Source organism: uncultured Bacteroides sp., assembly GCF_910585845.1.
Classification (GTDB): domain Bacteria; phylum Bacteroidota; class Bacteroidia; order Bacteroidales; family Bacteroidaceae; genus Bacteroides.
Map to the genome: position 1 here is coordinate 65,892 of NZ_CAJUHF010000004.1, position 26,278 is coordinate 92,169.

Genomic DNA, 26,278 nt, shown 5'->3' on the forward strand with positions numbered 1-26,278 from the left:
CATACAAAAAAGTAACTCAAGTTTCATAAACTCAACTTTCGCAGAAAACAAGGGAAAGGCTTACTTGTCATCAAGCTAAGAGTTATTACTTGTACTGTTTCCCTTGCAAACTTGTAAACTAAACCATTGAAAACTAAGAAGTAGAATTTACGAAACTTAAGAGCATAAGAAGTAATGAAAGGCATCATTACATTATTTGTTATGCTTCATTACATTACTTGTTATGCTTCATTACATTACTTGTTATGCTTCATTACATTACTTGTTATGACAGTCTTCAAGCCTTTTTCCCTTGTCACATCGTCTCCTCGTTACCTTATTTTCTGCGAAAATGGAGCTTGCGAAACTTGAGTACTATAATCAATAAGAATTATAATAATGTAAACTCGTAATACAGGATATGAAAAGATTTGCTTCAAGAAAACACTCCCCAATCTTGCTTTCTCAGAGTATTTCCCTATCTTTGTGAAATCTTAATCAAAAAAAAGAACCGTCACATTATGAGCAAGTTTATCAATCCGTTTACCGACTACGGATTTAAAAAGATTTTCGGCCAGGAGATATCAAAAGACTTGTTGATAGATTTCCTGAACGACCTGTTGGAAGGCGAACGTGTGATAACCGACCTCATTTTCCTGAACAATGAGCAACTTCCTGAATGGGAGGATGCCCGTGCACTGATATACGACATCTATTGCACAACAGATACGGGAGAGAAAATCATCGTCGAGATGCAGAACAAGTCACAAGTCCACTTCAAGGAGCGGGCATTGTTCTATCTCTCACATGCCGTGACGCGTCAAGGGCAGACGGGCGAAGACTGGCGATTCGACCTTAAAGCCGTTTACGGGGTCTTTTTCATGAACTTTCTGTTGAAAGACAATGTTAAGTTCCGTACGGACGTCATCCTTGCCGACCGTGAGACCGGTGAGCAATTCACCGACAAGATGCGCCAGATTTTCCTTGCCTTACCCGTTTTCAACAAGGCGGAGGAGAATTGTGAAACCGATTTTGAACGTTGGATTTATACTTTAAAGAATATGGACACTCTGAAACGAATGCCTTTCAAAGCACGCAAGGCGGTCTTTGAAAAACTGGAAGAAATAGCCGACGTAGCTTCCCTCAACGCTGAAGAGCACGAACTTTATTGGAAAAGTGTCAATGCCTATCGTACTGCCTTGAGTGTACAAGAGGCAAGTAAAAAGGAAGGGAGAGAGGAAGGGAGAGAAGAAGGAAAGGAAGAAGGAAGGGAAGAAGGAAGAAAGGAAGGCATAGAAGAAGGTAAGAAACTGCAATCCTTAGCCATTGCCCGGACAATGAAGCAAAACAATATGCCGATAAGTATCATTGCCCAATATACCGGTTTGTCTTCCGAAGAAATAGACGCCTTATAAACTGCCGGTAAATCCATACTTTGTCGATCCACTTTTGGAGGATTATAATGCTATTTCCCCAAGTATTATTCTTAAATTTGCAAAGGAAGATTTCATAGTATATACGAATATGACCAAATTTGAAATAGAAGAGAAAATAGTAGCCATGCTCAAGACCGTGTTCGATCCGGAGATTCCGGTGAACATCTACGACTTAGGGCTTATCTACAAGATTGACCTATCCGATGAGGGTGAAGTGAGCATTGACATGACCCTGACCGCACCGAACTGTCCCGCCGCCGATTTCATCATGGAAGATGTGCGGCAGAAAATAGAGTCGGTAGATGGCATCAGTGCCGCCAACATCAACCTGGTGTTCGAACCGGAATGGGACAAGGACATGATGAGTGAGGAAGCCAAGCTGGAACTGGGTTTCTTATAATAAAAGCATACAGTAATGAAAAATGTATATTTCCTCTCGGACGCGCACCTCGGTTCACGAGCCATCGAGCACGGACGTACCCAAGAACGACGTCTTGTCAATTTCCTTGACAGTATCAAGCACAAAGCTGCCGCCATCTACCTGTTAGGAGACATGTTCGACTTCTGGTATGAGTTCAAGACGGTCGTGCCCAGAGGCTATACACGTTTCTTGGGCAAACTGTCCGAGCTGACGGATATGGGCGTGGAAGTACATTTCTTCATCGGCAATCATGACATTTGGTGTGGCGACTATCTGACCACGGAGTGCGGCGTCATTATCCACCGCGAACCGCTCACCACCGAGATATACGGCAAAGAGTTCTACCTGGCACACGGCGACGGCCTGGGCGACCCGGACAAGAAGTTCAAACTCCTTCGCTACATGTTCCACAGCCGAACCTTACAGACCCTTTTCTCCGCCATACATCCACGCTGGAGCATAGAATTCGGACTGAACTGGGCGAAGCACAGCCGCCTGAAACGCGTCGACGGCAAGGAACCCGACTACATGGGTGAGGACAAAGAATATTTGGTACTCTACACCAAGGAATACCTGAAAAGCCATCCCAATATCAATTTCTTCATCTACGGACACCGGCACATCGAACTGGACCTGATGCTCAGTTCAACCGCACGCGTCACGATATTGGGCGATTGGATCAACCTCTTCTCCTATGCCGTTTTCGACGGAGAGAACCTGTTCCTCGAAAACTTCATCGAGGGGGAAACAAGATTGTAGAAGAAAGGAATTAACGGTTGATAGTTTTTGAGTTGATGAGTTTTTGAGTTTGTAAGTTGATGAAGTGATGAATTTATAAGTTGATGAGTTTGTAAGTTGGCCACTCATGAGAGTAACTCAAAAATTCATCAACTTACAAACTCAAAAACTTACAAACTCACAACATCTCCTATTGTCTTTCGAATACGAACCAACTTATTTGTTGTATCCAGCTACCTTGGCAATGCGCTTCGGAATCTCCGTATTGTCATACTTTCCGGCAAACTCTTTAGAACCTGCTCCGACTGCATATACAGGGACATATCCTGCAGTATGGCTGCCGCTCGTCCAACCTACCATAGCCAACTGACTCATCACACGCTTTGCACATGCAGCCAACGGCTCGGTCTTCGAATAAAGACTCTCCTCAAAGACCACATGATTCTTTGTGAACGACTGGTCAAACTCATCATGCAACATTCTCTCTTGCTCCCATGTCAGCGGCAGTTCCTTCCAGAAGCCCATCATCTCAGTCAGCAGCGCCTTGGCATCTTCCCAAGTCACCTTGTTTCCTTTAGCCTTGCGCAAGTCCGTGATGGCGGTAGAAAGTAAGTCCTGAGACTTCTTCTGGCTATCCAAAGACTTCAGGTGCAGTTCATACTTGCCTGTACCCAGTCCCAAACCTCCGGTTTCATGGTCGGCAGTCACTACGATCAGCGTCTCTTTCGGATGCTTCTTGTAGAACTCGTATGCTACCTTGATGGCGTTGTCCATGTCAATCACCTCGTTGAACGTAGTGGCAGGATCGTTTGCATGGCATGCCCAGTCGATCTTTCCTCCTTCTACCATCAGGAAAAAACCCTTGTTCTTTCCCTTGGTCAAGAAAGAGATGGCGCTCTCCGTGATTTCCGCCAGCGACATGTCACCCTCTTTGCGGTCGATGGCATAAGGCAGGCACGAAGGAGAAGCACCGTCCTTTTGGATCAGCACCATCCGCTCAGCCTTGGCCGCCTTGGCTTTGTAATCCTCCACGCCTTTGGCAATCGTATATCCGGCTTCCTCGATGATGGGGAAAATGCTGGGAGCCTCCTTCTTGTCGGCAGTAGTAGTCGGCTTCAGGAAACCGCCACCGGCATAGAAGTCGAAACCTGCCTTCGGCAAGTCGAGGGCAATCTCATAATACATACTGCGGTTGGGCTGATGTGCATAGAAAGCAGCGGGAGTGGCGTGGTCCACACTGACGCTGGTCGTCACACCCACCTTCTTTCCGGCCTTCTTCGCCTTTTCGGCAACGGACTGAATCACATTCTTCTCGTCGTCCATGCCGATGGCACCGTTATATGTCTTTACTCCGGTGGCAAGGGCCGTACCGGCTGCCGAAGAGTCCGTCACAGAATTGGTGGTAGAGAAAGTGGTGGCAACACCCACTGCCGGAAACTGCGTAAACAGCAAAGGCGTCACGCCGATACGTCCTTCCTGCTCGGCAAGGTACATCTCCGTACCGTTCACTTGGTTCACTCCCATTCCGTCACCGATAAAATAAAACACATACTTTGCCTGCTGGGCGTAGGTCATGCCTGCCAACAGCACAAAAAACAATAAATTGGTTAGTTTTTTCATAAATTGATATATCTAAGTGATTATGAATAAGCATGTTTTTCGCTAAAGTGATAACAAAGATAAAGCAATTTAGGCATAAAGCTTTCATTCTTATGCAAAAAAATTATGCCCGAAACGATATATTCCTGCCGCGAACAGACGTACAAGAGGCAGACATACAAGAGGACAACAAACAGACAGATAGGCAGAAAACAGGCGGACATACAACAGAAAACGCCCCTACAAATAATAATGCCGAAAGCAAACACGTTGCCTCCGGCATTATTGTTACACCGTTGTTACGGTGCTATCTATTATCAAAAAAGGATTATTTCCGGTTCAGGATATCCATCGTATCCGAAGCGATCATCAACTCCTCGTCAGTCGGGATCACTACCACCTTCACTTTAGAATCTTCCGTGGAAACCACAGCTTCCTCGCCGCGAACATTATTCTTCTCAGCATCCAGCTTCACACCCATGAATTCCAAACCTTCGCATGCGCAAGCACGGCAAGAAGCTTGGTTCTCGCCTACACCACCGGTAAACACGATAATGTCCACACCGCCCAAAGCAGCAGCGTATGCACCGATATACTTCTTGATGCGATAGAAATACATGTTCTCTGCCAGGATAGCTCTCGGATTGCCGGCATTCACGCCATTCTCCAAGTCGCGCATATCGCTGGATTCGCCGAAGATGCCCAACACACCACTCTTCTTGTTCAGCAGATTGGAGATCCCGGCAGCATCCAAGCCTTCTTTTTCCATGATGAAGGAAACAGCGCCACCATCGATGTCACCGCTACGGGTACCCATCATCAAGCCTTCCAGCGGAGTCAGCCCCATGCTGGTATCCACACATTTGCCATCTTTGACAGCCGTGATGGAACCACCGTTACCAATGTGGCAAGTGATGATTTTCTTTCCTTCCGGCTCTACACCCAAGAACTCGCAAACACGCTTTGAGACATAACGGTGGGATGTTCCGTGGAAACCGTAACGACGTACGCCGTACTTCTCATACAGTTCGTAAGGAACGGCATACATATATGCGTAGTCCGGCATAGTCTGATGGAAAGCCGTATCAAATACGCCAATCTGCGGTACATTGGGCAGAATAGCGGAAATGGCGTTCACACCCTTCAGGTTGGCAGGATTGTGCAGGGGAGCCAGGTCGTTGCATGCCGTGAAAGCCTCCAGCACTTCCGGTGTCAGCAACACTGATTCGCTGAACTTCTCACCGCCATGCACCATACGGTGGCCTACGGCATTGATTTCGTCCAACGACTTGATGGCACCATATTCGGGACAAGTCAATGTATTCAGAATAAATTCTACTCCTACGGTATGTTCGGGGATCGCCTTCTCCAGAATCTTCTTCTCGCCGTTGGGCAACGTGAACTTCAGGAAAGAGTCCGGCAGACCGATTTTTTCGATACCTCCTTGTGCGATAACCTCCTTGTGGTCCATATCAAACAGTTTGTATTTGATGGACGAGCTACCGCAGTTCAAAACTAAAACTTTCATTTTATATCTCAGATTTAACGGTTATTTTTGATTCTTTGCTGCAATAGCCTGATTAGCCGTAATAGCTATCATGCGATAAACATCTTCGATGGAGCAACCGCGTGACAGGTCGTTCACCGGACGGGCAATACCCTGAAGGATCGGACCTACCGCATCTGCATGACCCAGACGTTGAACCAGCTTATAGGAGATGTTACCTACTTCCAGGCTCGGCACTACCAGCACATTGGCATGTCCGGCGATAGAAGAACCCGGAGCCTTGCTTGAGCCTACTTCCGGCACCAAAGCTGCGTCTGCCTGCAGTTCGCCGTCGATAGCGATATCGGGAGCCAGTTCTTTGGCAATCTTCAAAGCCTCAACCACCTTGTCTACTACTTCATGTTTAGCAGAGCCTTTGGTTGAGAAGCTCAACATAGCCACTTTAGGATCGAGTCCCGCTACTGCGCTTGCCGTACGTGCCGTACATACGGCGATCTGAGCCAGCTGAGAAGCATCGGGCACCGGAGTAACGGCCACGTCGCCCATCACCAAGACACCATTCTTGCCATATTCGGGAGCGTGCGTCAGAAGCAACATTGCGCCGGATACACACGTGATTCCCGGTGTGGTTTTAATGATCTGCAAAGCCGGGCGAAGCACATCGCCCGTCGTGTTGCGCGCGCCTGCCAACTGACCGTCAGCATCACCGTTCTTGATGATCAAGCAACCCAGGTAAAGCGGATTAACCACCAATTTACGGGCTTCCTCAATGGTCATGCCTTTCTTTTTACGCAGTTCACACAGCAATTGTGCATACTCTTCTTTCTTCGGATGGTTTTCCGGGTCGATGATGGTGGCCTTGTTGATGTTTCCAAGTCCCCATTCTGCAGCACGAGCTTCGATTTCGTCCGGATTACCCAGAAGAATCAGGTCGGCAACTCCATCTGTCAAGATTTGATTGGCAGCTTTCAAAGTACGTTCTTCCGTACCTTCGGGAAGAACAATACGCTGGCGGTCGGCTTTCGCCCGCTCAACGATTTCATTAATTAATCTCTGCATATCTATAAAATTGTGTATTAAAATTCAGTAGACGTGTTATTCACGCCACAAAAATACACAATTTTGCAACATCAACATTGCAATTCGGGGTATAAAATTACCCCGAATTGCAATTATTATAAAATTTAACACTAACGAATGATTTCCGGAGCCACCTGTTTGTATTGGTCCATGCACATGCCAATCGGTGCTCCGATGTAGGTAGGATCGCAAATCAAGTATTTGCTGCCGTCATCCAGCACCACATGGTCGCCGGCTACCTCTTCCGAGAAGCGGACAGCGGAAGCGATATGGTTCGGATAGTCCAAAAGAATCGTGTCCAGGCCGAGCAAGTCTCTCACCAAAGTAGAGTAAAGCATGGCGCGGTCTTCGCAGTCGCAATACGGATAGTAGAATGTCTCATCCGGGAAATTCGGCTTTTCGAATCCGAACTGTTCGCCATCCGTCTTATATTCAAAGGCGGTCTGCACAAAGTTGAGCAGGATGTTGGCGGCATCTTTCTGCGATTTTCCCTCAATGGCCGCCTTCAGCTGCGCATAGAGTGACGAACGCAACTCTTCGCTCATCGGTGTCTTGTAGTGGATGACCACGTCGCACTGCGGATAGTCATAGTAGAAGTCCATCAGGTTCTTGTTGACCTGCGTCTGCACTTTCACGGCACCGGTGGATGAGGTCAGGCTTCTTTCAACGCTGTTCATGGAGAAGGCGGGGATACCTTCTATATTCAGGCATACCAGATTCTTGGCATCGGCAAAGTCCTGACGATAGGTGTAAATCCCCATCGATCCGCCCGGTTTGGGTTCGAACACGTAGTATTTGTTGCCCCCCATCGTGAGATAGGGCGTGCCGTAGATCGTTCCGGCAGGTGCAACCATCAGTTTCAGCCGATCGTCGATCTTGGCAAGTTTCACTTTGTATCCCGACTTGTTCAGCAGGAACATCTGCAAGAACACGATGTTGTTCGTGTTTGCCGCGCCATACAGCTGCACACCTATCTGTTTGGTAAAAAGCAGATAGGCCCAGTCGCTCAGGCTACTCTCTTTCTTGATGGTCATGCAGTCCTTCACCATTTGCTCATAATCTAGCTTGCAAAGGGCCTTCCACGCATCCGCTACGTCGGCTTCGCGGTTTCCCTTCAGGGAGAGCTCTTCCGCCACATCCAGCGCCACCTCAAACGTAGTGCCATAGAAACTCACAGGTGTACGTCTGACAGTGCTTCCGGGCTTCACGTGAGGTACTTCCACCAATACGGGCGTATAAGGCTTTCCAGGCACATATATTCCCGGCGCCGGTTTGTTCTCGATGGCGGGCAGATTGGGACGCTTCACGTCGACCGGCACTTTACCGCCTACGTCCGGCACCGGTGCATCCGGCACTTTCGGTGCGGCGGGCTTTATGTTCACCGGCGGCAAGGCCGGTTTCGACTTGTCAAACTCAACCGGCTTGGGCGGTTCGGGACGTTCGGGTGCCGGAATAGCGGCAAATGCCTCATACTTCTGCCACGTTTCCCTGAGGAACGTTTCAAATTCCGCATCTGCCTTGTTCTTGAAATCTTCAAACTCTTGTTGCTGCCGCTTCGCAAACTCTTCAAACTCTTTCTCAACGTCCTGTGCGCACAAGGACGATGCCGACAAGAAGAACGCGGCACTGACAACCGAGATGCACTTCATCTTATTCATCTGTATCATAGATTTATGAGAAGTTTTTTTTATAATGTAACATGCATTACTTGATAAGTATCATGTCATAAAAGGCACAACGCCTGTCATTAGGGATAGAATAGACCCATTTCAATACATTTTGGTAGGTAACCTCTTCCGTAAAAGGGATATTCTCCTTGGTAGCCACCATCATCATATTGATTTTCTCGCTCTCTTTTCCTTGCTTTTCCATGCGGTAGTCCACCACGTTACTGAAGGGAACCGTATATTCTTTCTCTGCTGTCAACAAGGTGTTGGGCTCATACGTATTAGGATATAACAGTGCTCCGCCGTTACTATCGAACCAGAAGAATTTCAGATAAGAGTCCGTCCCGTGCACTGTCAGCCGGCAGGAAAACACATCCCCTTCTTTATAGAGATTTGCCACGCCTTTCACCTCAAGCGCATACGACTTGTCCACTTTCTCTTCTTTCTGCACCACGGCATCGATAGTCACCACTTTATAGAGGCTGCGGGCATTCGTATCCCATATCTCCTCCACTTTCTTGTTGGTGACATTCACCATTCCACCAATGGCAAGTACATTCATCTGCGAATACGCTTCGTGAAGTTCCGTACCGCTCTCCTGAGAAATCTGTCCGAACACGGACCACACGTTCTCCATGACGCCGGCTTTGCGCAAGGCTTCTTTCTTCGCCTCCATAAAGGCGCGTTCTTCCGCTTCTTTCAGCGTGATTTCCTCACTGACCTGCCAACGCCCTTGCGCGCCCTTCACCTTGACGGTCTGGGCGTGCAACGGAGCGGTTGTCATACCTATCACAAAGAATATCCACCCTATCAGGCTATTTCTATTCATTCAGCAATTGCTTTTTTATTATAGGAGATCGAGATCAATAGCCCAGTTTATCCAACTGTTTTGCCAGTTCTTCCGATTTGGAAGCCAGCTCTTTGCGAATAGCCTGGATGGCAGCCTGGTTAGCGGATTGCATGCTGTAGCCGATAGTTACCATCACTTCTACGTTCTTATTGGGCAATGTTCTATATACTTCTACCAAGGGAACAGTGCGGCCCAATGTAGCCGAAATCACGCTCTTGCTGGAAGCGACTACGCTCGACAGACTGGCAGCTTCTTCCTGTCCCATGTCGTCGTTGGCCACTTTGGCTTCGATCAGTTGCGACACTTTAGTCTGAATCTGACCGGCCAGATCAATCTTTGCAGCGTTGGTGGCCTGCAAAACGGCTGCCGACTGATTGCCGCCTACCACTCTTGAAGAAGCGATATACCAGTACGGATTGCCTTCCGTATCCATTTCAGCCTGCTTTTCCCATGCATTTTCCAGTTGTTTGGCCAAAGGAAGTTTTCCTACGGGTGTTTTGAAACCCTCTTTCTCCAGTTGCTTGGCTTCCTTGCGTGCCTCTTTGATTGCTTTTTTCTGCAATTCCTTATCCAAAACTTTCTCTTGTTTCTTCAGGTCGCTATAAGCTTTTCCTGTTGCTTTCTCTTGTGCATTCGCATTTACACAAAACATCATAACAAGCGCGAATAAAGCGCTAATAAATAAACTCCTTTTCATGTTCTTTCCGTTTAAATGATTAATATTTATATTGAAACTTCATGCACATTATACTTTGCAAAAATAAACAAATATTTCTGATAAGATACATTTTGTGTCACTTTTTTCATCAAACTCCAAATAAATAAAAATAAATATCACGGTAAACAGTGACAGTGAAGCACAAAATATCTAACTTTGCGGCGTTTTTTCAGGAACAGAAGGAGACAGGACATTAAAGAAGCTCTTCGGGAATTATCGGCCTCTAACTTCCGAAGAGCTCCCGATAACTTCCGAAGAACATAATAATTCCGAAAAACATAATAAATAGGTATATAGTATATGATTCGTCAATGCGCCATCCTTTTCGGATGTTTGGCTTTGGGTGAACTGGTTGTTTTCCTTACGGGAGTCAAGCTGCCATCCAGCATCATAGGAATGCTGTTGCTCACCCTTTTCTTGAAATTAGGTTGGATCAAGTTGCACTGGGTGCAAGGGCTGTCCGACTTTCTGGTTGCTAACCTGGGATTCTTCTTTATCCCTCCCGGCGTGGCACTGATGCTCTATTTCGACATTATCGCCGCACAGTTCTGGCCCATAGCCATCGCTTCTTTAGTCAGCACCCTGCTGGTATTGGTCGTGACAGGGTGGGTACATCAACTAACACGTAAAATCAAATGAGCTATTTAATCAAATGAGTTACTTAAACAACGAGTTCTTTCTGCTTGCCGTCACATTCGGCTTGTTCTTCTTCGCCAAACTGTTGCAGAAGAAGACGGGGATCTTATTGCTGAACCCCATTCTCCTGACCATCGCCGTCCTGATCATCTTTCTGAAGACGGCAAATATCAGCTACGAGACTTTCAACAAGGGCGGACATCTCATCGAGTTCTGGCTGAAACCCGCCGTAGTGGCACTCGGCGTGCCGCTCTACCTGCAACTGGAGGCCATCAAGAAACAGTTGCTCCCCATTCTGCTCTCCCAACTGGCGGGCTGTCTGGTGGGAGTCATTTCGGTGGTAGTGATTGCCAAACTGATGGGTACCCCTCAGGAGATTATCTATTCGCTCGCCCCTAAATCTGTCACGACCCCCATCGCGATGGAAGTGACCCGCACGCTGGGTGGTATCCCGTCGCTGACGGCAGCGGTAGTGGTGTGTGTCGGCTTGCTGGGCAGCATCGTGGGCGTAAAAACGCTGAAGATGACCCATGTAGAAAGCCCCATCGCCCAAGGATTGTCTCTCGGAACCGCCGCCCACGCCGTAGGAACATCCACTGCAATGGACATCAGCAAGAAATACGGAGCCTACGCCGGACTCGGACTGACGCTAAACGGCATTTTCACCGCCATGCTCACGCCGACCATCCTGCAATTATTGGGACTGCTGTAAGAGCCTGTTATTCGTCACATAGCCCGCTATGATCCTCATAAAAACAGAGAAACAGACCGAAAAGAACTCTCAAAAGAAGACTGAACAAAATTGAAACAGGCTCTAAAAAAGTAAAAACGACTTCTAACAATTTCTTCCCGTCCGTTGTTATACCCCTATCATTAACTTAACATCAACAACCGTATGCTATCATTCAAAGACATCGATATCAAGGACAAAGAAGTGATCACGTCCTATACGCAGGCCGCTCCCCAGCGGAACTGCGACCTCTCTTTCTCCAACTTATGCAGTTGGCGTTTCCTCTACAACACGCAGTTTGCCACGCAGGACGGATTTCTGATACTGAAATTCTGGGCCGAGGGCAAGCTGGTGTACATGACGCCCATAGGAAACGGAGATATGAAGAAGGTATTGGACGAGATGATGGAGGACGCCGCACAAGAAGGCGAACGTTTCTGCATGCTTGGCGTAAGCGACAGTATGCGGGCAGACTTGGAAGCCATCATGCCGGACGAATTCCACTTCGAGGCGGACAGGGACTATGCCGATTACCTCTATCTGCGCACCGACCTCGCCACGCTGGCCGGCAAGAAACTGCAAGCCAAGCGAAACCATCTGAACAAGTTCCGAAGGACCTACAACTACGAGTATGTGCCTCTCACCCCCGACCGCATCCGCGAATGCCTCGACCTGGAAGCCGAATGGTGCAAAGCCAACAACTGCAACCAGCACGAAGGCACCGGCAACGAACGCCGCGCCCTCACCTACGCCCTGCATCACTTCGAAGCACTCGGATTGACGGGCGGCATCCTGCATGTGGACAATCGGATTGCTGCCTTTACGTTCGGCATGCCCATCAATCAGGATACGTTCGGAGTGCATGTAGAGAAAGCAGACACCCACATCGACGGTGCCTATGCCATGATAAACTATGAATTTGCCAACCATATCCCCGAACAGTACACCTACATCAACCGCGAAGAGGACTTGGGCATCGAGGGTCTGCGCAAGGCAAAGCTCTCCTATCAGCCGGCAATCATTTTGGAGAAATACATTGCATGCCTGAAGGAGGCTCCTGTGGAACCCGTGAAATGGTAGCCTGCCCTCACCCACTCCGGTCAATCAGTCTTTCTTTTCACCAATCTTACATAGTCCTTCATGATCTTTCATTAAAAAAACAGAAAACGAACGATGCGCGAGAAAGTAAAAGCCCTGTGGAAACTCTGTTTCGACGACAGCGAAGAGTTTGTGGAGATGTATTTCCGCCTCCGCTACAACAACAAAGTAAACATAGCCATCGAAAGCGGTGACAAGGTGATAGCCGCCTTGCAGATGCTTCCCTACCCGATGACCTTCTGTGGCAGTGAAGTCCCTACGGCATACGTCTCAGGTGCCTGCACGCATCCCGATCACCGCAATCGGGGCGTAATGAATCGGTTGCTATCCGAAGCGTTCGGCAGGATGTACCGCAACGGGACCTTCTTCAGCACCCTCATTCCTGCCGAACCGTGGCTCTTCGGCTATTATGCCCGTACGGGGTATGCAACGGCCTTCCGATACGAGAAACGTACTTATCGCCTGCCGAAAGAAGAGATAGACGCTTCTCCGTCCGCTTCCGAGAACGAAGAATTTCAATCGTTCACCGACTACAACGAAGAAGCCTACCACTATCTGAACCGCAAGATGCACGAGCGTTCCTGCTGCCTGCAACATACGGACGCTGACTTCCGCGTACTTCTTGCCGACCTGAAATTGAGCGGCGGTGCTATCTTTACACTATCGGACGAGTGTGGCGTCCGCGCTTTAGCAGTAGCCTATCCGGATGTTTCTCCTGCCGTTTCGCATACTGTTCCCCCTGTTGTTTTCCACATCGGAGAACTGTTTTCCGATACGCCGGAAACAGAGCACGCCCTCCTTACCCACATTTGCAAGAGCATGGAGGTCGAAAGCCTCAACATCATCACCCCTTGCACAGACAGGCATACCGGTTTCGATTTAGGCATGATACGCATCATTCAAGCCCTGCCCGTACTCCGTCTTTACGCCGCCGCCCATCCCGAAGAGAAGTTAGACATCGCTCTTACCGACGAGTACCTGCCCGTCAATAACGGTTATTACCGCCTGGCCGAAGGTCAGTGTACCTACCACCGTACCCCACTTCCGGAACAGCCTCACGAACAATTGACCATCGGGCAACTTGCAATCAAACTTTTCCCTACTGAGCAAACATACATGAGTTTGATGTTAAATTAAGGCATTCTCCTCCATTTAACGAGAGCATGCTTTTTAGTTTTCACTTCCGCCACTTCCGCCACTTCCGCCGCCGCTACTCTTCACGTCATCATTGCTGATACTACGAGAAGCCTTCTTCACGCTGGCTTTGAGTTCGCCGATGCGATAGCTGACACTGAGACCGAAACGCTGGCGGGTATATTTGTTCCAACTTTCTTGTATGAAACCGATGCCCTCTATTGTGGAAGTCGGACGCTGGTACTTATTGAAGAAGTTGCTGGCAAAAGCCGACAAAGTCAGGCGCTTCTTCAAGAATGATTTGTTTACGTTCAGGCTGTAGTCGATGAAGCTGCTGCCCTTGCCCTGCAACATGATCCAGGGTGTCTGCCCGAAGACGTTCAGGCTGACCCGCCAGTCGTGAGGCAGAGACTGCTGGATGCCGCCGTAGGCAAACATGCTCCAGCCGTCGTTCTTCAGTCCGTTGGCACCTTCCATGTAGCTGTAGTTGCCGTAGAGGTTCATGTAGATGCGCATTTTGGAGGTGGCGTTCCAGTTGACGTAGGCATTCAGGCCGACGTTTCTGCTTTTGCCGATGTTCTGGAAGGTGGCATAGAGCACTTCCTTTCCGGTGGGGTTCTGCAGTCCGTCGATTTCCGTATCCTTCTTCTGCTCCGTCACGCGCTCGATGCTGTTGTTGGTGAAGCTGTAGCGAGCCGAGAAGTTGATGTTGAACTTCTGCGTGAAGTTGCTGTAACTCAGGTCGAATGCATGGCTCTTCTCGCTGTCGAGGTGCGAATTACCCTGGCTGATGTTCGTGGGATTGCTGTCGTCCAGGTAGGGATTCAGATACCATATTCCCGGACGGTAAATGCGCATGTTGTAGCCCAAGCGGAGGTTGGACATGTCCGTCAGCTTATATCCTATGCTTGCGGAAGGTACTAGATCGTCAAAGTTCTTGCTGAAATCATCTCCCTTACCCAAGTGGTATTTCACGTCCTGCATCGTATGCTCGTAACGTGCGCCGAGCCGTCCGGAGAACTTCTTTATCTTCAGTCCGTAGCCGATATAGGCGGCGAGGATGTCGTTGCGGTGTTTGTAGTGGGAGCTGTGCTCGCTGTCGAACTCGTAGTCGGCTTGTGCCGCTGTCATCTGTTCGTAGCGGTCGTTCTCCGAAGTGTTGTTGCGCACGATGTACTTCACACCGGTTTCGAGGGTGTGCATCTTGCCTATCGGGGTGGTATAGTCGGTCTGGAAGGTATGTTCGGTCGTGTTTTGCGAACCGTCGTTATGCTGGTTCTTCATTCGCGCCATGAAGTCCTGCCAGTCGGGAGCTACGTTATCCATGTCATATTCGTAGGTGGAATAGGCATCCGAGCTTTCCGGCCGGGTATTGATCTTATAGGAAAAAGTCAGCATACGGTCCTTGACACTGAACATGCGCTGGTAGTCGATGCCTCCGTCGATGGAGTACCACGACCGCTTGCTGTTGCCGTTTGAGATATACTGATACAGGTCGTCGCCGGTGCCGGGCTGGGTGGCGAAGGTGTTGTTCTGGCTGTTACTCTTGTTCCCGCCGCCCCAAAGCCCGAAGGACATGGTCAGCAGGCGCAAGGTGTCTATCTCGTAGCTGGCTTCCATGCTTCCGGACTGGAAGTTGCCGCGTCCTTTACTGCTTCCGTTGTAGTCCAGGTCGGAGGCTCCCTCGGTATTGCCGCTTACGGTGCGCCGTGTGCCGCCGGAGTAGTTGCGTGGCGAGTTGTTGTAATTATAGTTGTAGCGTGCACTCAGCGTCAGCTTGCCGCTCTTTATCGTGCCGAACAGTCCGCCTCCGGCGCCCATGTTGCTGACGTTTCCGCTGAAAGTGGCGGTGTAGCCCTCCAGCCCTCCGCCTATGGTGACGATGTTCAGTATGCCGCCCACTCCCTCGGCGTCATACTTAGGACCGGGATTAGTGATTACTTCGATGTTTTTGATGGAGTTGGCAGGCATGCTTTTCAGCACTTCCGTAGGGTTGTTGCTCATCATGTTGTTGGGCTTTCCGTTCACGTAGACCTTGAAGTTGCTGCTGCCGTTCACTTTCACGTTGTCTTCGCCGTCTACGGTCACCATCGGTACCTTGCGGAGCATCTCCAGTACGGAGTTTGACTTCGAGTCGGGGTCATCCTGCACGTTGTATTCTATTTTGTCGATATCGGCTTTCACCAGCGGTTTCTGGGCGACGACTTCCACCTGTCCCAGTTCGTTGGATGCATCCGTGATGTAGAGTGTTCCAAAGTCCACTACCGTTTCTCCGGCTTTCACCGCAAAGTTCTTTACAATCGTACTTCTGCCTACGGAGGAGATTGTCAGGATAAAATTCCCCGTTCCCGGAACTTTTTCCTGAAATTTGCCTTTCATGTCTGTTACCAGCATTTTCAGTGCTTGTGCGGGTGTCTCTTTTTTTACTATTTTAATGGTGGCGTAGGGTTCGCCTTCTTGTGTCAGCGAGTCTAACAGAACTCCTTTTATCTGAAACTGAGGCGTTGAGTTTTGTGCCACTGCCAATGGGGCTAACGCCAGCATCTATGGGGGATAAAACGAAGCGTTAAAATAGAGTAGGAACGAAAATGAATTGAACCCCCTTTGCTTCAATAGGTTACGAATAGAGTAGGAGAGGGGCACAAAAAAACGAAGCGTTTACACGGCTTTACATGGGCTTTATATTCGATAGGGAATATGGATGCTTAAAGTTGTCTGAGGTTTACATTTGGATGCTCTAATAAAAGAATTTTGATAGTTGGCAGTGGAGTAGGGGAGTGGTCTATGGTTGGCCACTTTTTTTGTTCTCTATTTTTGAATTTCATATATAAAATATTCCATATAGTTATTATTTGGTATATTTGCAGTATAATATTATTAAGCTATGGCAAAAGTTATTCATGTTCATTTAGTAGGAAAACGTCGCGATTATTATTTTGCAAGTATTTCAGCCGTATATAATGTACTGACTGAAGAAGAAGTCGGAGTAAAGAAGAGTTATTTACTTCATGCCGGATTATCAGGTAATGGCACAATAACTACTAAAACCGCTATAATCAAGCAATCTACACTCATTCGGGGTAAACGTAAGGCTTGAAAGGGAAGTGGCTATGTGGGCACTAAAATAGCATGATAGGAACTTTTTCATAAAGATGTAATAGGGGAGGCCATGTGTCTCCCCTATTTTATACCTTTTCAAGTCGTTTTTTATCTTTAGGGTTACACTTAGGGTTACAGTTTAGGGTTACACTTTTCAATAGTTTAGGGTTACATTTAGGGTTACATTTTGCCGTTTTAGGAGTGGAGTACAGCTATCCTAAACGGCAATAATATGTTTGTTTTTGGCTTGTTTATAGGTTATATATAGGGTAAAAAGCCACTTGTAATAAACAATATACATTATTATATGAGTTGTAATCGCCCTATTTATAGCCTTTTATATGTATATACGTATATTTGTATCCCTCAAACTGTGTGCGTGTATGATTTAGAGGTTATTCAAGTCCGACGGAACCGACAACAAGTGCAATACCGGTTATCTCTTCTAATGGGATATTGAAAGGTGGATATTCTTTGTTATCGGATACTGCTTTTAAGCATCCTTCGTTATCTCCTGGCATAAGCCTCTTTACGAGTATGCCCTGTTCGCGAGTTGCAATGACATGGCATTTATTCCACTGAATAAATTGGCTGTTATGGAGAATAGAGCAGGCTATAACATCACCCGGATTGAAATGAGGGTGCATAGATAAACCAGTAACTTCAATCATAAAATCAACTTTACAGTATTTAAACTTTGGAATAACATAGTATTCTTTCACATCCTCTTTCAGTATGGAAAAATCAGCACTCCCAAAACCGGCTGCTGCCATCGGGCTTACAAGTGGGATTCGTTTAAGGCCGGTTTGAGTGGCTTCCGCATACGGTATTGCTTTATTATTGCTTTCGTAGCTACCCTCCTCTCCTATTTTTTCACCTTGTGGCGAAATCTTTTGTTTTTTTTGTTCGCCATTTCCAAGTAACAACCATTCCAAACTTATATCTGGAAAAGTTTGCGTGAATTTGGCTAAAGTATCTTCTGTAATACCTGTTTTACTTTCTAATGTTCCTCTTGAAATATTAGTTTTTGCATAAAATTCTCTTTTGCTAATTCCAAGTTCATCAACGAATTGCAAAATTCTCTGTTTTACTGGCGAAATATTTTGTTCTTTTTCTTGCATAATGGCGAAATCTTTTGTTTCTTTGCAGCGTGTTAAAGATATTAACGGCGGCCAAATATACGAAAAGGCCGCGAGATTAAATAATTTTAAGGACTAAAGAATATGAAAGCAAGATTTGAGAAAGGTCAAGAGGTTAGAGTTACAAAGTTGAATGGTGAAACCGTTGATGGTGTTATCAAGGATTGGGACTACAACTGTTGCACTTTTGAAGCGCAGTATGATGTTGATTATATAAAATCCGGAAATGTATGGACTATGATATGTGTACCGGAGGATTGTATCGAATTAATTTAAAATGGATTGTGATATGAAAAAGCAGATTTTAACAGACCGGGCAGAGAAGAAGTATCTTCAAAAACTCTTCGACTGTACCAATGTGATGGTATGGAAAGCCCTGACTTTTGAAAGCGACAGTGATTTGGCTCGTAGAATACGGAAGGCTGCACTGGAGCGTGGCGGGCAGCTTTCCGGTGCTGCGATTCCGGAATGTGATACGACATTCCAGACTTCTGAACATACCATGACACAAACGTTCGGCAGCCGTGTGAAGATTGTGGCTAATACCAAGAACGGGCTCATCTTGGTATATATTGATGATAAACTGGAGCGTGAGGTGTCGCATTTGACGGTTACGGAGTTTATGAAATTGCAAAAGGAAGTACAGTTTATTGCTTCCTCTCTTTAATCTCCTGAAACATGGAATACTACGGAAAAATATTGTGCATATCGGCTATGGACTTGACTTATGATGACCGGCCTGTCTTGAAAGACGGAGAACTGGATTACAGTAATAGTCGGGTTCTGAATGGCAATCATCCTTCCATGCTGTCGGATGATATTCTTGCGCCGATCATGACAGAATCAAATTACAAGCAGTTGAAGAGGCGCGGTCAGATTAACGTAGTACGTCCGGGAAAGGGTTTGGGTAGTTATGCTCTTGTTGAAGTGGCGACGTTGCCACAACGGTTTAAAGACAGAATTAAAGCAAAATACGGTGATATGAATACTAATATATTGCGTGATTGGTTTGGGGTGCATTATGAAATAGATGCCAAAGCCCGTGAGTTCTTTACGAAGTTCCGGTTTGCCGATGGAACTACATTACCGCCGGAACACATCAATGAATATACGATAAATGCTTCCGTCCTTCAAGCCGTTCTGTCGGTGATGAATGACACGAGAACCATGCGGCAGGCAATGCAGAACAATCGTATAAACTGGGGTGAGATGGCCGGTGCCATCAGCTTCTATCAGGTGGAGTTCGGGCATACACTTCCCCTTTCGCCGACACGTTTTCAAAAACGGGTAAACGAGTTCAAGTCGGAAGGTTATGAGTGTCTTATCAGTAAGAAGTTTAAGAATCAGAACACGCGGAAAGTCAACTACCCGATAGAACGACTTATATTGAGCCTTGACAGTTTACCTACAAGACCGTACAACACGACGGTGGCCGAAATGTATAATCAGTTTGTTTGTGGTGAGTTGCAGGTGTTTGACCCTGAAACGGGTGAAATCTACAATCCCATGCAGTTTACGGACAAGAAGGGAAATCCGCTTGTGTTGAGCGAGGCTACGATAGCAAACTATTTGAACAACCCTAAAAACAAGGCTCTCCGTGCAAAGTTGCATGACAGCCAGTGGGATTTTAATAACATGTATCGTCCGCATCATTTGCGCCATAGCCCGTTCTTCGCTTTCAGTAAAATATCTATGGATGACCGGGATTTACCCCGTAAAATGAATAACGGTCAACGTGTAAAGGCTTATTATGCTTACGATGTCGCTTCCGGCTGTGTTGTCGGATATGCTTATAACAGATTGAAAACGGCTGATCTATTTCTTGATTGTGTCAGAAACATGTTTCAAACGATAGAACAAAACGGCTGGTATATGCCTGCACAGGTTGAAGTGGAGCACCACCTCGTAAACAACTTTGCGGACGGGCTTATGAAAGCCGGTGTGGTTTTCCCTTTTGTCCGCTGGTGTAATCCGGGTAACTCGCAGGAAAAACGTGCGGAACACGGGAACCGTGCTAAAAAGTACGGTATAGAAAAGAATATGCAGGTAGGTATTGGACGCTGGTATGCTTCTCTGGAAGCCAACAGACCTAAGACAGAAAAAATCTATGATGAGTTTAATAACACCTACAAGGAAAAAACATACAGTTATGAGGAACTTGTAGCGGATGACATTGCCGCCATTAAAGCGTATAACAGCCAAAAACACCCTAACCAGAAACTTTATCCGGGTATGACACGCTGGGATGTACTTTGTGGTAATCAAAATCCGAACTTGGCTCCTTATGATAGGTATTTGTTGGCACGTTATATCGGTGAAAAGACACAGACGACCATCCGGCGCAATATGTATTGTACGGTAATGTATAAAGAATACGGATTACCCGACCCGAAACTGATTGAACGTCTGGAACCCCGCAATTATACGGTGGAAGCCTATTATTTGCCCGATATGGACGGAAACATTACCGAGGTATATATTTATCAGAATGATACTTTTATTGCGACCTGCGGCCTGATACAGCGTTATAATGAAGCTGCGGCAGAACAGACGGAAGATGACCGGGAAGCATATACCAATCAAGCTAAATACGTCTCTCGTTTTGACAGCATGATAAAAGAGCAGAAGATACAGAAAGTCGGCATATTGAAACCGGATGAAAAGGACGCGATAGAACGTTCCGAAGCGCGTGCGGCAATTATCCCGGATAAAAAAACGGATGATGATTTTTCCGAGTTTATGGATATAAGCAGCTACAGACGGAAGGCTACAATTGCATTATAATAACATTTTAATACTATAACAATGGAATTGACAATCGAAATCAAAGACAGAATACTGGAAGCTATCAAGGCCGACAGAGTGAACTATCCTTCGGATAATAAACATGCGGTTGCTCTGGGTATATCCACCAGTGTGTACAATAATCTTAAAAAGGGGCTGACGGACAAACAGGTCAGTGATGCAAAATGGATTTGCATCGCTCGCCGTTTGGGTGTACAGCTGAAAGATGAAATGGCATGGAGGGCTGCTGAAACCCCGACATTTGTCTTTATCACGGAGCAGCTTGAAAGATGTCAGAAAAGCGGTTTGAGCGCAATACTTTGCGATATTCCGAATTTGGGTAAGACTTACACAGCCCGTGCCTATGTGAAAAGCCATAAGAATGCTATCTATGTGGATTGTTCACAGGTTAAAAGTAAGCTAAAATTGATACGTCATATCGCCAAAGAGTTTGGTGTGGATAGTAATGGTCGTTATTATACGGTATATGAAGACCTTGTGTTTTATCTGCGTACCATAGACACCCCACTTATTATTTTGGATGAAGCAGGCGACCTTCAATATGAAGCCTTTTTAGAGTTGAAAGCCTTGTGGAATGCAACGGAACGTTGCTGCGCATGGTACATGATGGGGGCTGACGGATTAAAGGAAAAAATAAACCGTGCCATTGAAGGTAAGAAAGTGGGTTATACGGAAATGTTGTCCCGGTATGGTGATACATACAGTAAGGTTACTCCGGATGACGGGCAGGAACGCGCGAAATTCTTAAAAGCACAGGCGGCCATAGTTGCCAAAGTCAATGCACCGGATGGAACCGACATCATGCGTCTTGTAAACCTTTCCGGTGGTGGTTTACGCCGTTTATATACCGAAATAGAGAAACTTAGATCGTAAGCTATGGGACGTGCATATTCACCAACACAAGTTCAGTCTATGAACATACCTTCTTTTCCTTTCGACGGTGAATGGGAAAAGGCATTCGGACACCCGGATAGAACCGGTGTGTGGATTATTTGGGGACAATCAGGTAACGGGAAAAGTTCTTTTGTAATGAAGCTGATAAAGAAACTGTGCCAATACTGTAATAAAGTCGCTTTAGACAGCCTGGAAGAAAGTACGGGACTTTCCTTAAAAAACTCGTTGATTCGGCATAAAATGGAAGAGGTGAACGGCAAGTTTCTGATACTTGACCGTGAACCAATGGAAGAATTGTCGGAACGCCTGTTAAAACGCCGGAGCCCGGAAGTGGTAGTAATAGATAGTTTTCAATATACCGGTCTGACATACGCCACTTACAAGGCTTTAAAGGAGAAGCATCCTAACAAACTGCTGATTTTCGTCAGCCATGCGGAGGGGATGAATCCGGAAGGCCGTGCCGCAAAAAAAGTGGCTTATGATGCAGATGTGAAAATATTCGTTCAGGGATTTAGAGCAATCTGCAAAGGGCGGTTCATTACGGCACCCGGCAACTATTATACTATTTGGGAAGAAGGTGCCGCCAAGTATTATGCAAATAAATAAATCTTTAAAACTTGATTTTATGAGTGGAATAAATAAGCAGGTGGTGTTAGTTCCGCCTTCTCACATGCAAAAAGGCCGAAACCGAGAACTTTTTGTAAGTCCGGGATATACATGTAGTTATTGTCATGGAAACGGCTGGTACTGGGGAATGGATGATTTTCGGGATAGTGTGAAAGTGACCTGCCCGGTGTGTGGTGGTTCCGGCCAGTTGGATGCGGTTGTAACCGTTGAATGGAAACCATCAAAGAAGGAAGGGTAAGCAATGAATATGCACTATAAGAAAGAATATGCAGAACCACTTCGGAATGGTGTGAAACTGCATACGATTCGGAAAAGAAAGGTTTCAGTCGGTCTGACATTGAAACATATAGTATATCCCTATCATAAAGATAAACGGGAATGTGTACTTGAAAATACATGTATCTGTACTCAAAACGTAGAAATTGTTCCGGGTGCTATAATCAATGACGGTAAGGTTTATGTTGAAGGCCGTTTATTGTCACTGAATGAAATGCAGCGGCTGGCATGGAATGACGGTTTTGTTAATTTGGTAGATTTTTGGATGTTCTTTAATGAGTATTTTAAGGGGTATATAATTCATTGGACGGACTTACAATATTAAAAGAATAATTGACTAATAATTGAATAGACATGAGCAAAAAAATGATTAGTCCTTATGGTGTAAAGGCAAACATGGTATGCGCCAGTTGTGAATACTGTAAAAGGCAAAAGGTTCCAGCACCGACTTATTGGAGAAACAAATGCCTCAAAAATAATAAATGGCTTACCGATACAAGTTCTTTTTGTAATTCTTACAAAATGGGAAAGTTCTTTGTAGAAAGAGGTTATCAAGAAATCAAACAATAATTCAAAACAAAATAGAAATGAATATAATCCACCTGTGTGAAAGATGTAAATATTGCACGCATTCCCCCAATTTATTTCAGCCATATTATTGGTGTTCGTGGTATGGGAAAGAAGTAAAAACACCGATTAACAGATGTGATAAAATAACCCTAAAAGCTGATTAATTATGAGTAGAAAAGAAGTTTTGATAAAATGGAAAACAGTTGAGGAACAAACACCGCTTTTCCCTGATGGTGTGATTTTTATAAAAGAAGACACCTCTATTGAATATCCTTTGGCTCTTGTTCCTTTTCCACAGGGGAGACATAAGAATGGAACGAGAAAACAGCGGGAGAATGCTAAATTAATAGCCGCTGCACCTGAATTGTTTAGGGCATGTAAAGAAGCACTTAAATTTGTTTGCGTTGAAGAGCCTGCTTATGACATTTTATGTGATGCAATTAAAAAGGCTACTGAATAATTTTCAAGACAATATAGTGATGAATGAAAACAAGTTATATCAAATAGGTTTGCCGATAGAAAAATTGAGCAATGTGCATTTGAATTGGACTTGCTACGAACCCCGGCAGAAAATGATTATCAGCCCTTCTGTCAAGAACGAGGGCTGGGTGGTGGTTGAAACCAGACATACAGAATTTGCAGCGGCTATCATCAATGATATACCGGAAGCCAAAGTACATGTTTTAGATAATCCCGTTAAAATTGTGAAGTTATGAATAACGAACGACACCCCGAAAATTATGCAGCCTTTTACGGTCTGCTGAACCGCCTTCCTTCTTCGGATAAAGAAGCCTTAAAGGAAAGCATAGTACTCCAATATACCGATAACCGTACTTGTAGTTTGCGGGAAATGACTTTGAAGGAGTATAATGCGGCTTGTGCCGGAATTCAGAAACTTGTGCCACCTACTTTTCAGGAACAGTTATTGAAGGTACGAAAGAAAAAACGTTCCGAAGCATTGCATCAGATGCAACTGTTAGGGATAAATACAGCGGACTGGAATTGTGTTAATGCTTTTTGCAAAGACAGCCGTATCGCGGGTAAGGAGTTCCGTGATTTGGATTGTGAGGAACTGGATTCCCTACAGGTCAGAATCCGTTCTATCCGTCGTAAGAAAGAAAAACAGAATGCTAATTTATAAACCATTAAATTTCAGATTATGAATAAGAATGAATTTTTGAAAAGCCTTTCTGCCGAAGAAAGAAAAGCCTTAATTGCGGAAATGCAGCAACAGGAGAGAGAAGAAAGACAGAACCGTCGTGATGCCTATGAGGGCTTGCGTAGTCAGTTCATGGTAGATGTATGGGGGATGCTCCAACCGATGGTGGCAGATGTGAAGATGTTCCGTGAACGGCTGGAGAAGGACAGCAAGGCGTTCCGTGAAACGATGCGCGAATACGGCCAGTTGCGTAAAGGTGAGGAACAATCCAGCTACACCATTGTGGATGGTGATATGAAACTGGAAGTGAAAAGCAACAAGGTCAAGAGTTTTGATGAACGTGCGGACATGGCGGCGGAGCGTTTGGTTGACTATCTGAAACGCTATGTGTCTCATACGGAGAAGGGAGTGGATGACCCCATGTATCAGTTGGCCATGACCTTACTTGAACGCAACAAACAGGGTGATCTGGATTATAAGTCCATTAGCAAACTGTATGAACTGGAGCCGCGTTTTGACGCAGAATATATTGAAATAATGGATTTGTTCCGTGAGAGCAATGTTGTCTATAAAACAGCGGTCAATTACTATTTTTACCAACGTGACGAGAACAGTGTCTGGCGCAGGATAGAACCTTCCTTCTGCCGTTTGTAGTGTTGTACGTTTAAGTTATTAACATAAAAGCCTGTATATCTGAAATATGCAGGCTTTTATTATTGTTCGGTGTGAAACCTTTTATTATTTTTGCACTTAAAATCAGCCAGTTTCAAATATGCCCAAAGGAAGAGATAAAGAACTAATCAAAAAACGTGATGAAGCCTTGTGCCGCCGCTATTATTATTGGACGGAAACACAAGGCTTACGCTTTGACCGTGCTTTGAAGATACTTTCGGAGCAGGAGTTCTTTATTTCCGAAGAACGTATCATGGCCGTTATTCGTGAACGGAGCAAAATAGACCCGGACATTCAGCCTGTCCCCAAAGTCCGTGCCCCCCGTCTGACATACAAGCAGCTGGCCTTGTTTTCAGACGATGCCGGCTATCCTATCGGGCAGATTCATCGTGATAGTAGAAGGTAAACACCTTTTCATAGACCTTTATATTTCCGGGCAGATTGTAGTCCCGGCTCTTGACACGTTTTAAAGCTCCGAAAAAACGGTTTACCCTGAATCCCTGTATGGTCTTATAAACCTTGTTGCTCAAACGCTGTCTTTCCGCTATCCTGTCGGTTGTTCCGGAACCTATATGCGTGTCATTGTAGCAGTCAATAGCAAGACGGACGGTCAGTTGCGCTTCTCCCTTTTGCACTCCCGGAGCAATATCCGTCCAGTTGATGTCCGTGTTTCCTACCAGTACACAAGGGAATGTAACCGGGTACATATCCTCGTTTTCATCTTCCAGTGCTTCCAGTTGTCCGCAATCCTCATCTATCAGTGAGATTTCAGGTATTTTGTTGGAAATTCGCTCCAACAGTGCGATTAATAGTTCTTCCATATCATTTAAAAATTATATTTCTGATTTCCGATTCGATTTTGTTGTTTATTTGTTCGTTCAGTTCCCGGCTCTCACCCAGAAACTGGCGTTGGGGGATTCGGATGTTCAATTTCTTTTTCCGGGTCAGTGCCAGCCGTTTCCATTTTTCAGCTTCGGGGGGAATATTCCTTTTTCTCTTTTTGCCTTTTCTTTTACCCGTAGTGCCTTTCTTTCTTATCCCTGCGGCCTTGTAATACATAGCCCATGCAAATTTTCGCATTTGCGGTGTAACACGCGGATGTGTATCGCCACCCCAGTTATGCAAAGGCGCGTATTGTACATCATTGGCCACTTTTACGCGGTAATCAGCCGGAATATACTTCATGCTGCTGTATAAATGGTTCCTGCTGCTTAGCAGGGTTCTGTAATTGGCTGCTGCGGATTTGTTACCGGACAGCCTTCTTTTTGCATCCGGCCACTTGTGAAGTCCGTCATTTACAAAACCACCCTGTCTAAAGTTCTCCTGATAGTGCGTTTTGGCCATGTTTCCCACTTGTACCGGTAATTTCCGGCGCATAAGTGTGTCCAGTTCCCTTTGCTTGGCAGCCAGTATTCTGGTAAATTCTTGTATCTCCATAATCTTT

General features: G+C 46.0%; 30 protein-coding genes. 20 read left to right on the plus strand and 10 right to left on the minus strand.

Annotated elements, in window-relative coordinates:
* Positions 1 to 500 precede the first annotated feature (500 nt).
* The 3 genes from QZ323_RS02155 (at position 501) to QZ323_RS02165 (ending at position 2,595) form a co-directional block, all read left to right on the plus strand.
* Positions 501 to 1,394, plus strand: coding sequence for an Rpn family recombination-promoting nuclease/putative transposase (locus tag QZ323_RS02155; RefSeq protein WP_294632449.1), 894 nt, complete (start codon positions 501 to 503; stop codon positions 1,392 to 1,394).
* A gap of 109 nt (positions 1,395 to 1,503) precedes the next feature.
* Entirely contained in the window at positions 1,504 to 1,815 is a 312-nt protein-coding gene (locus tag QZ323_RS02160; protein ID WP_294632450.1) for an iron-sulfur cluster assembly protein, read from the plus strand.
* Positions 1,816 to 1,830: 15 nt separating this feature from the next.
* Positions 1,831 to 2,595 carry a UDP-2,3-diacylglucosamine diphosphatase gene (locus QZ323_RS02165; RefSeq protein ID WP_294632451.1) on the plus strand — a complete coding sequence of 255 codons (765 nt, stop codon included), beginning with the start codon at positions 1,831 to 1,833 and terminating at the stop codon, positions 2,593 to 2,595.
* Between the two features lie 195 nt (positions 2,596 to 2,790).
* Here the strand turns inward: QZ323_RS02165 and QZ323_RS02170 are convergent, their stop codons facing one another.
* From QZ323_RS02170 to QZ323_RS02195, 6 genes are all read right to left on the minus strand, one after another.
* The gene (locus QZ323_RS02170; protein WP_294632453.1) at positions 2,791 to 4,194 is read right to left on the minus strand and encodes an alkaline phosphatase; all 1,404 of its coding nucleotides are present in this window, start codon (positions 4,192 to 4,194) and stop codon (positions 2,791 to 2,793) included.
* A gap of 307 nt (positions 4,195 to 4,501) precedes the next feature.
* Positions 4,502 to 5,701, minus strand: a complete 1,200-nt coding sequence (locus tag QZ323_RS02175) for an acetate kinase (protein ID WP_294632455.1) — start codon at positions 5,699 to 5,701, stop codon at positions 4,502 to 4,504.
* Between the two features lie 21 nt (positions 5,702 to 5,722).
* Positions 5,723 to 6,739, minus strand: a complete 1,017-nt coding sequence (gene pta / locus QZ323_RS02180; RefSeq protein WP_294632457.1) for a phosphate acetyltransferase — start codon at positions 6,737 to 6,739, stop codon at positions 5,723 to 5,725.
* A gap of 131 nt (positions 6,740 to 6,870) precedes the next feature.
* Entirely contained in the window at positions 6,871 to 8,418 is a 1,548-nt protein-coding gene (locus QZ323_RS02185; RefSeq protein ID WP_294632459.1) for a hypothetical protein, read from the minus strand.
* Between the two features lie 46 nt (positions 8,419 to 8,464).
* Positions 8,465 to 9,256 (minus strand): DUF4384 domain-containing protein, encoded by a 792-nt coding sequence (locus QZ323_RS02190; RefSeq protein WP_294632461.1) that lies wholly within the window; start codon positions 9,254 to 9,256, stop codon positions 8,465 to 8,467.
* Between the two features lie 34 nt (positions 9,257 to 9,290).
* Positions 9,291 to 9,974, minus strand: a complete 684-nt coding sequence (locus tag QZ323_RS02195) for a hypothetical protein (RefSeq protein ID WP_363174828.1) — start codon at positions 9,972 to 9,974, stop codon at positions 9,291 to 9,293.
* A gap of 321 nt (positions 9,975 to 10,295) precedes the next feature.
* On the opposite strand from QZ323_RS02195, the gene QZ323_RS02200 reads away from it, so the two are divergent.
* The 4 genes from QZ323_RS02200 (at position 10,296) to QZ323_RS02215 (ending at position 13,596) form a co-directional block, all read left to right on the plus strand.
* Positions 10,296 to 10,634: a CidA/LrgA family protein gene (locus tag QZ323_RS02200; protein ID WP_294632465.1), complete on the plus strand. Its 339-nt coding sequence runs from the start codon at positions 10,296 to 10,298 to the stop codon at positions 10,632 to 10,634.
* A 13-nt stretch (positions 10,635 to 10,647) separates the two neighbouring features.
* Complete coding sequence (locus tag QZ323_RS02205; RefSeq protein ID WP_294632467.1) at positions 10,648 to 11,343, plus strand: LrgB family protein; 696 nt, start codon at positions 10,648 to 10,650, stop codon at positions 11,341 to 11,343.
* Between the two features lie 183 nt (positions 11,344 to 11,526).
* Entirely contained in the window at positions 11,527 to 12,441 is a 915-nt protein-coding gene (locus QZ323_RS02210) for a phosphatidylglycerol lysyltransferase domain-containing protein (protein ID WP_294632468.1), read from the plus strand.
* 93 nt (positions 12,442 to 12,534) lie between these two features.
* On the plus strand, positions 12,535 to 13,596 hold the full coding sequence (locus QZ323_RS02215; protein ID WP_294632470.1) for a GNAT family N-acetyltransferase: 1,062 nt from the start codon (positions 12,535 to 12,537) through the stop codon (positions 13,594 to 13,596).
* Positions 13,597 to 13,629: 33 nt separating this feature from the next.
* Here QZ323_RS02215 and QZ323_RS02220 read toward each other — a convergent pair whose 3' ends face one another.
* On the minus strand, positions 13,630 to 16,137 hold the full coding sequence (locus QZ323_RS02220; RefSeq protein ID WP_294632472.1) for a TonB-dependent receptor: 2,508 nt from the start codon (positions 16,135 to 16,137) through the stop codon (positions 13,630 to 13,632).
* 340 nt (positions 16,138 to 16,477) lie between these two features.
* Between QZ323_RS02220 and QZ323_RS02225 the strand changes: the two genes are divergently transcribed.
* Positions 16,478 to 16,690, plus strand: coding sequence for a hypothetical protein (locus QZ323_RS02225; protein WP_032597021.1), 213 nt, complete (start codon positions 16,478 to 16,480; stop codon positions 16,688 to 16,690).
* Between the two features lie 397 nt (positions 16,691 to 17,087).
* Here QZ323_RS02225 and QZ323_RS02230 read toward each other — a convergent pair whose 3' ends face one another.
* On the minus strand, positions 17,088 to 17,813 hold the full coding sequence (locus QZ323_RS02230) for a LexA family transcriptional regulator (RefSeq protein WP_050443418.1): 726 nt from the start codon (positions 17,811 to 17,813) through the stop codon (positions 17,088 to 17,090).
* A gap of 102 nt (positions 17,814 to 17,915) precedes the next feature.
* Between QZ323_RS02230 and QZ323_RS02235 the strand changes: the two genes are divergently transcribed.
* From QZ323_RS02235 to QZ323_RS02290, 12 genes are all read left to right on the plus strand, one after another.
* Positions 17,916 to 18,107, plus strand: coding sequence for a hypothetical protein (locus QZ323_RS02235; RefSeq protein WP_032597020.1), 192 nt, complete (start codon positions 17,916 to 17,918; stop codon positions 18,105 to 18,107).
* A 13-nt stretch (positions 18,108 to 18,120) separates the two neighbouring features.
* The gene (locus QZ323_RS02240; RefSeq protein WP_032597033.1) at positions 18,121 to 18,498 is read left to right on the plus strand and encodes a hypothetical protein; all 378 of its coding nucleotides are present in this window, start codon (positions 18,121 to 18,123) and stop codon (positions 18,496 to 18,498) included.
* 11 nt (positions 18,499 to 18,509) lie between these two features.
* Positions 18,510 to 20,615: a hypothetical protein gene (locus tag QZ323_RS02245; protein ID WP_032597019.1), complete on the plus strand. Its 2,106-nt coding sequence runs from the start codon at positions 18,510 to 18,512 to the stop codon at positions 20,613 to 20,615.
* 21 nt (positions 20,616 to 20,636) lie between these two features.
* A complete protein-coding gene (locus QZ323_RS02250; RefSeq protein ID WP_032597018.1) occupies positions 20,637 to 21,509 on the plus strand; it encodes an ATP-binding protein in 873 nt (290 codons plus the stop codon).
* A gap of 39 nt (positions 21,510 to 21,548) precedes the next feature.
* Positions 21,549 to 22,136: a hypothetical protein gene (locus tag QZ323_RS02255; RefSeq protein ID WP_230590682.1), complete on the plus strand. Its 588-nt coding sequence runs from the start codon at positions 21,549 to 21,551 to the stop codon at positions 22,134 to 22,136.
* Between the two features lie 19 nt (positions 22,137 to 22,155).
* Positions 22,156 to 22,395 carry a hypothetical protein gene (locus QZ323_RS02260; RefSeq protein ID WP_032597032.1) on the plus strand — a complete coding sequence of 80 codons (240 nt, stop codon included), beginning with the start codon at positions 22,156 to 22,158 and terminating at the stop codon, positions 22,393 to 22,395.
* 3 nt (positions 22,396 to 22,398) lie between these two features.
* Positions 22,399 to 22,758 carry a hypothetical protein gene (locus QZ323_RS02265; RefSeq protein ID WP_032597016.1) on the plus strand — a complete coding sequence of 120 codons (360 nt, stop codon included), beginning with the start codon at positions 22,399 to 22,401 and terminating at the stop codon, positions 22,756 to 22,758.
* A 411-nt stretch (positions 22,759 to 23,169) separates the two neighbouring features.
* A complete protein-coding gene (locus tag QZ323_RS02270; protein WP_032597015.1) occupies positions 23,170 to 23,463 on the plus strand; it encodes a hypothetical protein in 294 nt (97 codons plus the stop codon).
* Positions 23,464 to 23,482: 19 nt separating this feature from the next.
* Positions 23,483 to 23,719, plus strand: a complete 237-nt coding sequence (locus tag QZ323_RS02275; RefSeq protein ID WP_032597014.1) for a hypothetical protein — start codon at positions 23,483 to 23,485, stop codon at positions 23,717 to 23,719.
* Entirely contained in the window at positions 23,716 to 24,144 is a 429-nt protein-coding gene (locus QZ323_RS02280; RefSeq protein ID WP_032597013.1) for a hypothetical protein, read from the plus strand. Before QZ323_RS02275 ends, QZ323_RS02280 begins: the two co-directional genes overlap by 4 nt.
* An 18-nt stretch (positions 24,145 to 24,162) precedes the next feature.
* Positions 24,163 to 24,816: a DUF3164 family protein gene (locus QZ323_RS02285; protein WP_032597012.1), complete on the plus strand. Its 654-nt coding sequence runs from the start codon at positions 24,163 to 24,165 to the stop codon at positions 24,814 to 24,816.
* A gap of 118 nt (positions 24,817 to 24,934) precedes the next feature.
* Positions 24,935 to 25,240: a hypothetical protein gene (locus QZ323_RS02290; protein ID WP_032597011.1), complete on the plus strand. Its 306-nt coding sequence runs from the start codon at positions 24,935 to 24,937 to the stop codon at positions 25,238 to 25,240.
* Here QZ323_RS02290 and QZ323_RS02295 read toward each other — a convergent pair.
* Both QZ323_RS02295 and QZ323_RS02300 read right to left on the minus strand, forming a co-directional pair.
* Positions 25,206 to 25,655 (minus strand): hypothetical protein, encoded by a 450-nt coding sequence (locus QZ323_RS02295; protein ID WP_032597010.1) that lies wholly within the window; start codon positions 25,653 to 25,655, stop codon positions 25,206 to 25,208. The genes QZ323_RS02290 and QZ323_RS02295 overlap by 35 nt on opposite strands.
* Position 25,656: 1 nt before the next feature.
* Positions 25,657 to 26,271 (minus strand): phage virion morphogenesis protein, encoded by a 615-nt coding sequence (locus QZ323_RS02300; RefSeq protein ID WP_032597009.1) that lies wholly within the window; start codon positions 26,269 to 26,271, stop codon positions 25,657 to 25,659.
* Between the last annotated feature and the right edge of the window lie 7 nt (positions 26,272 to 26,278).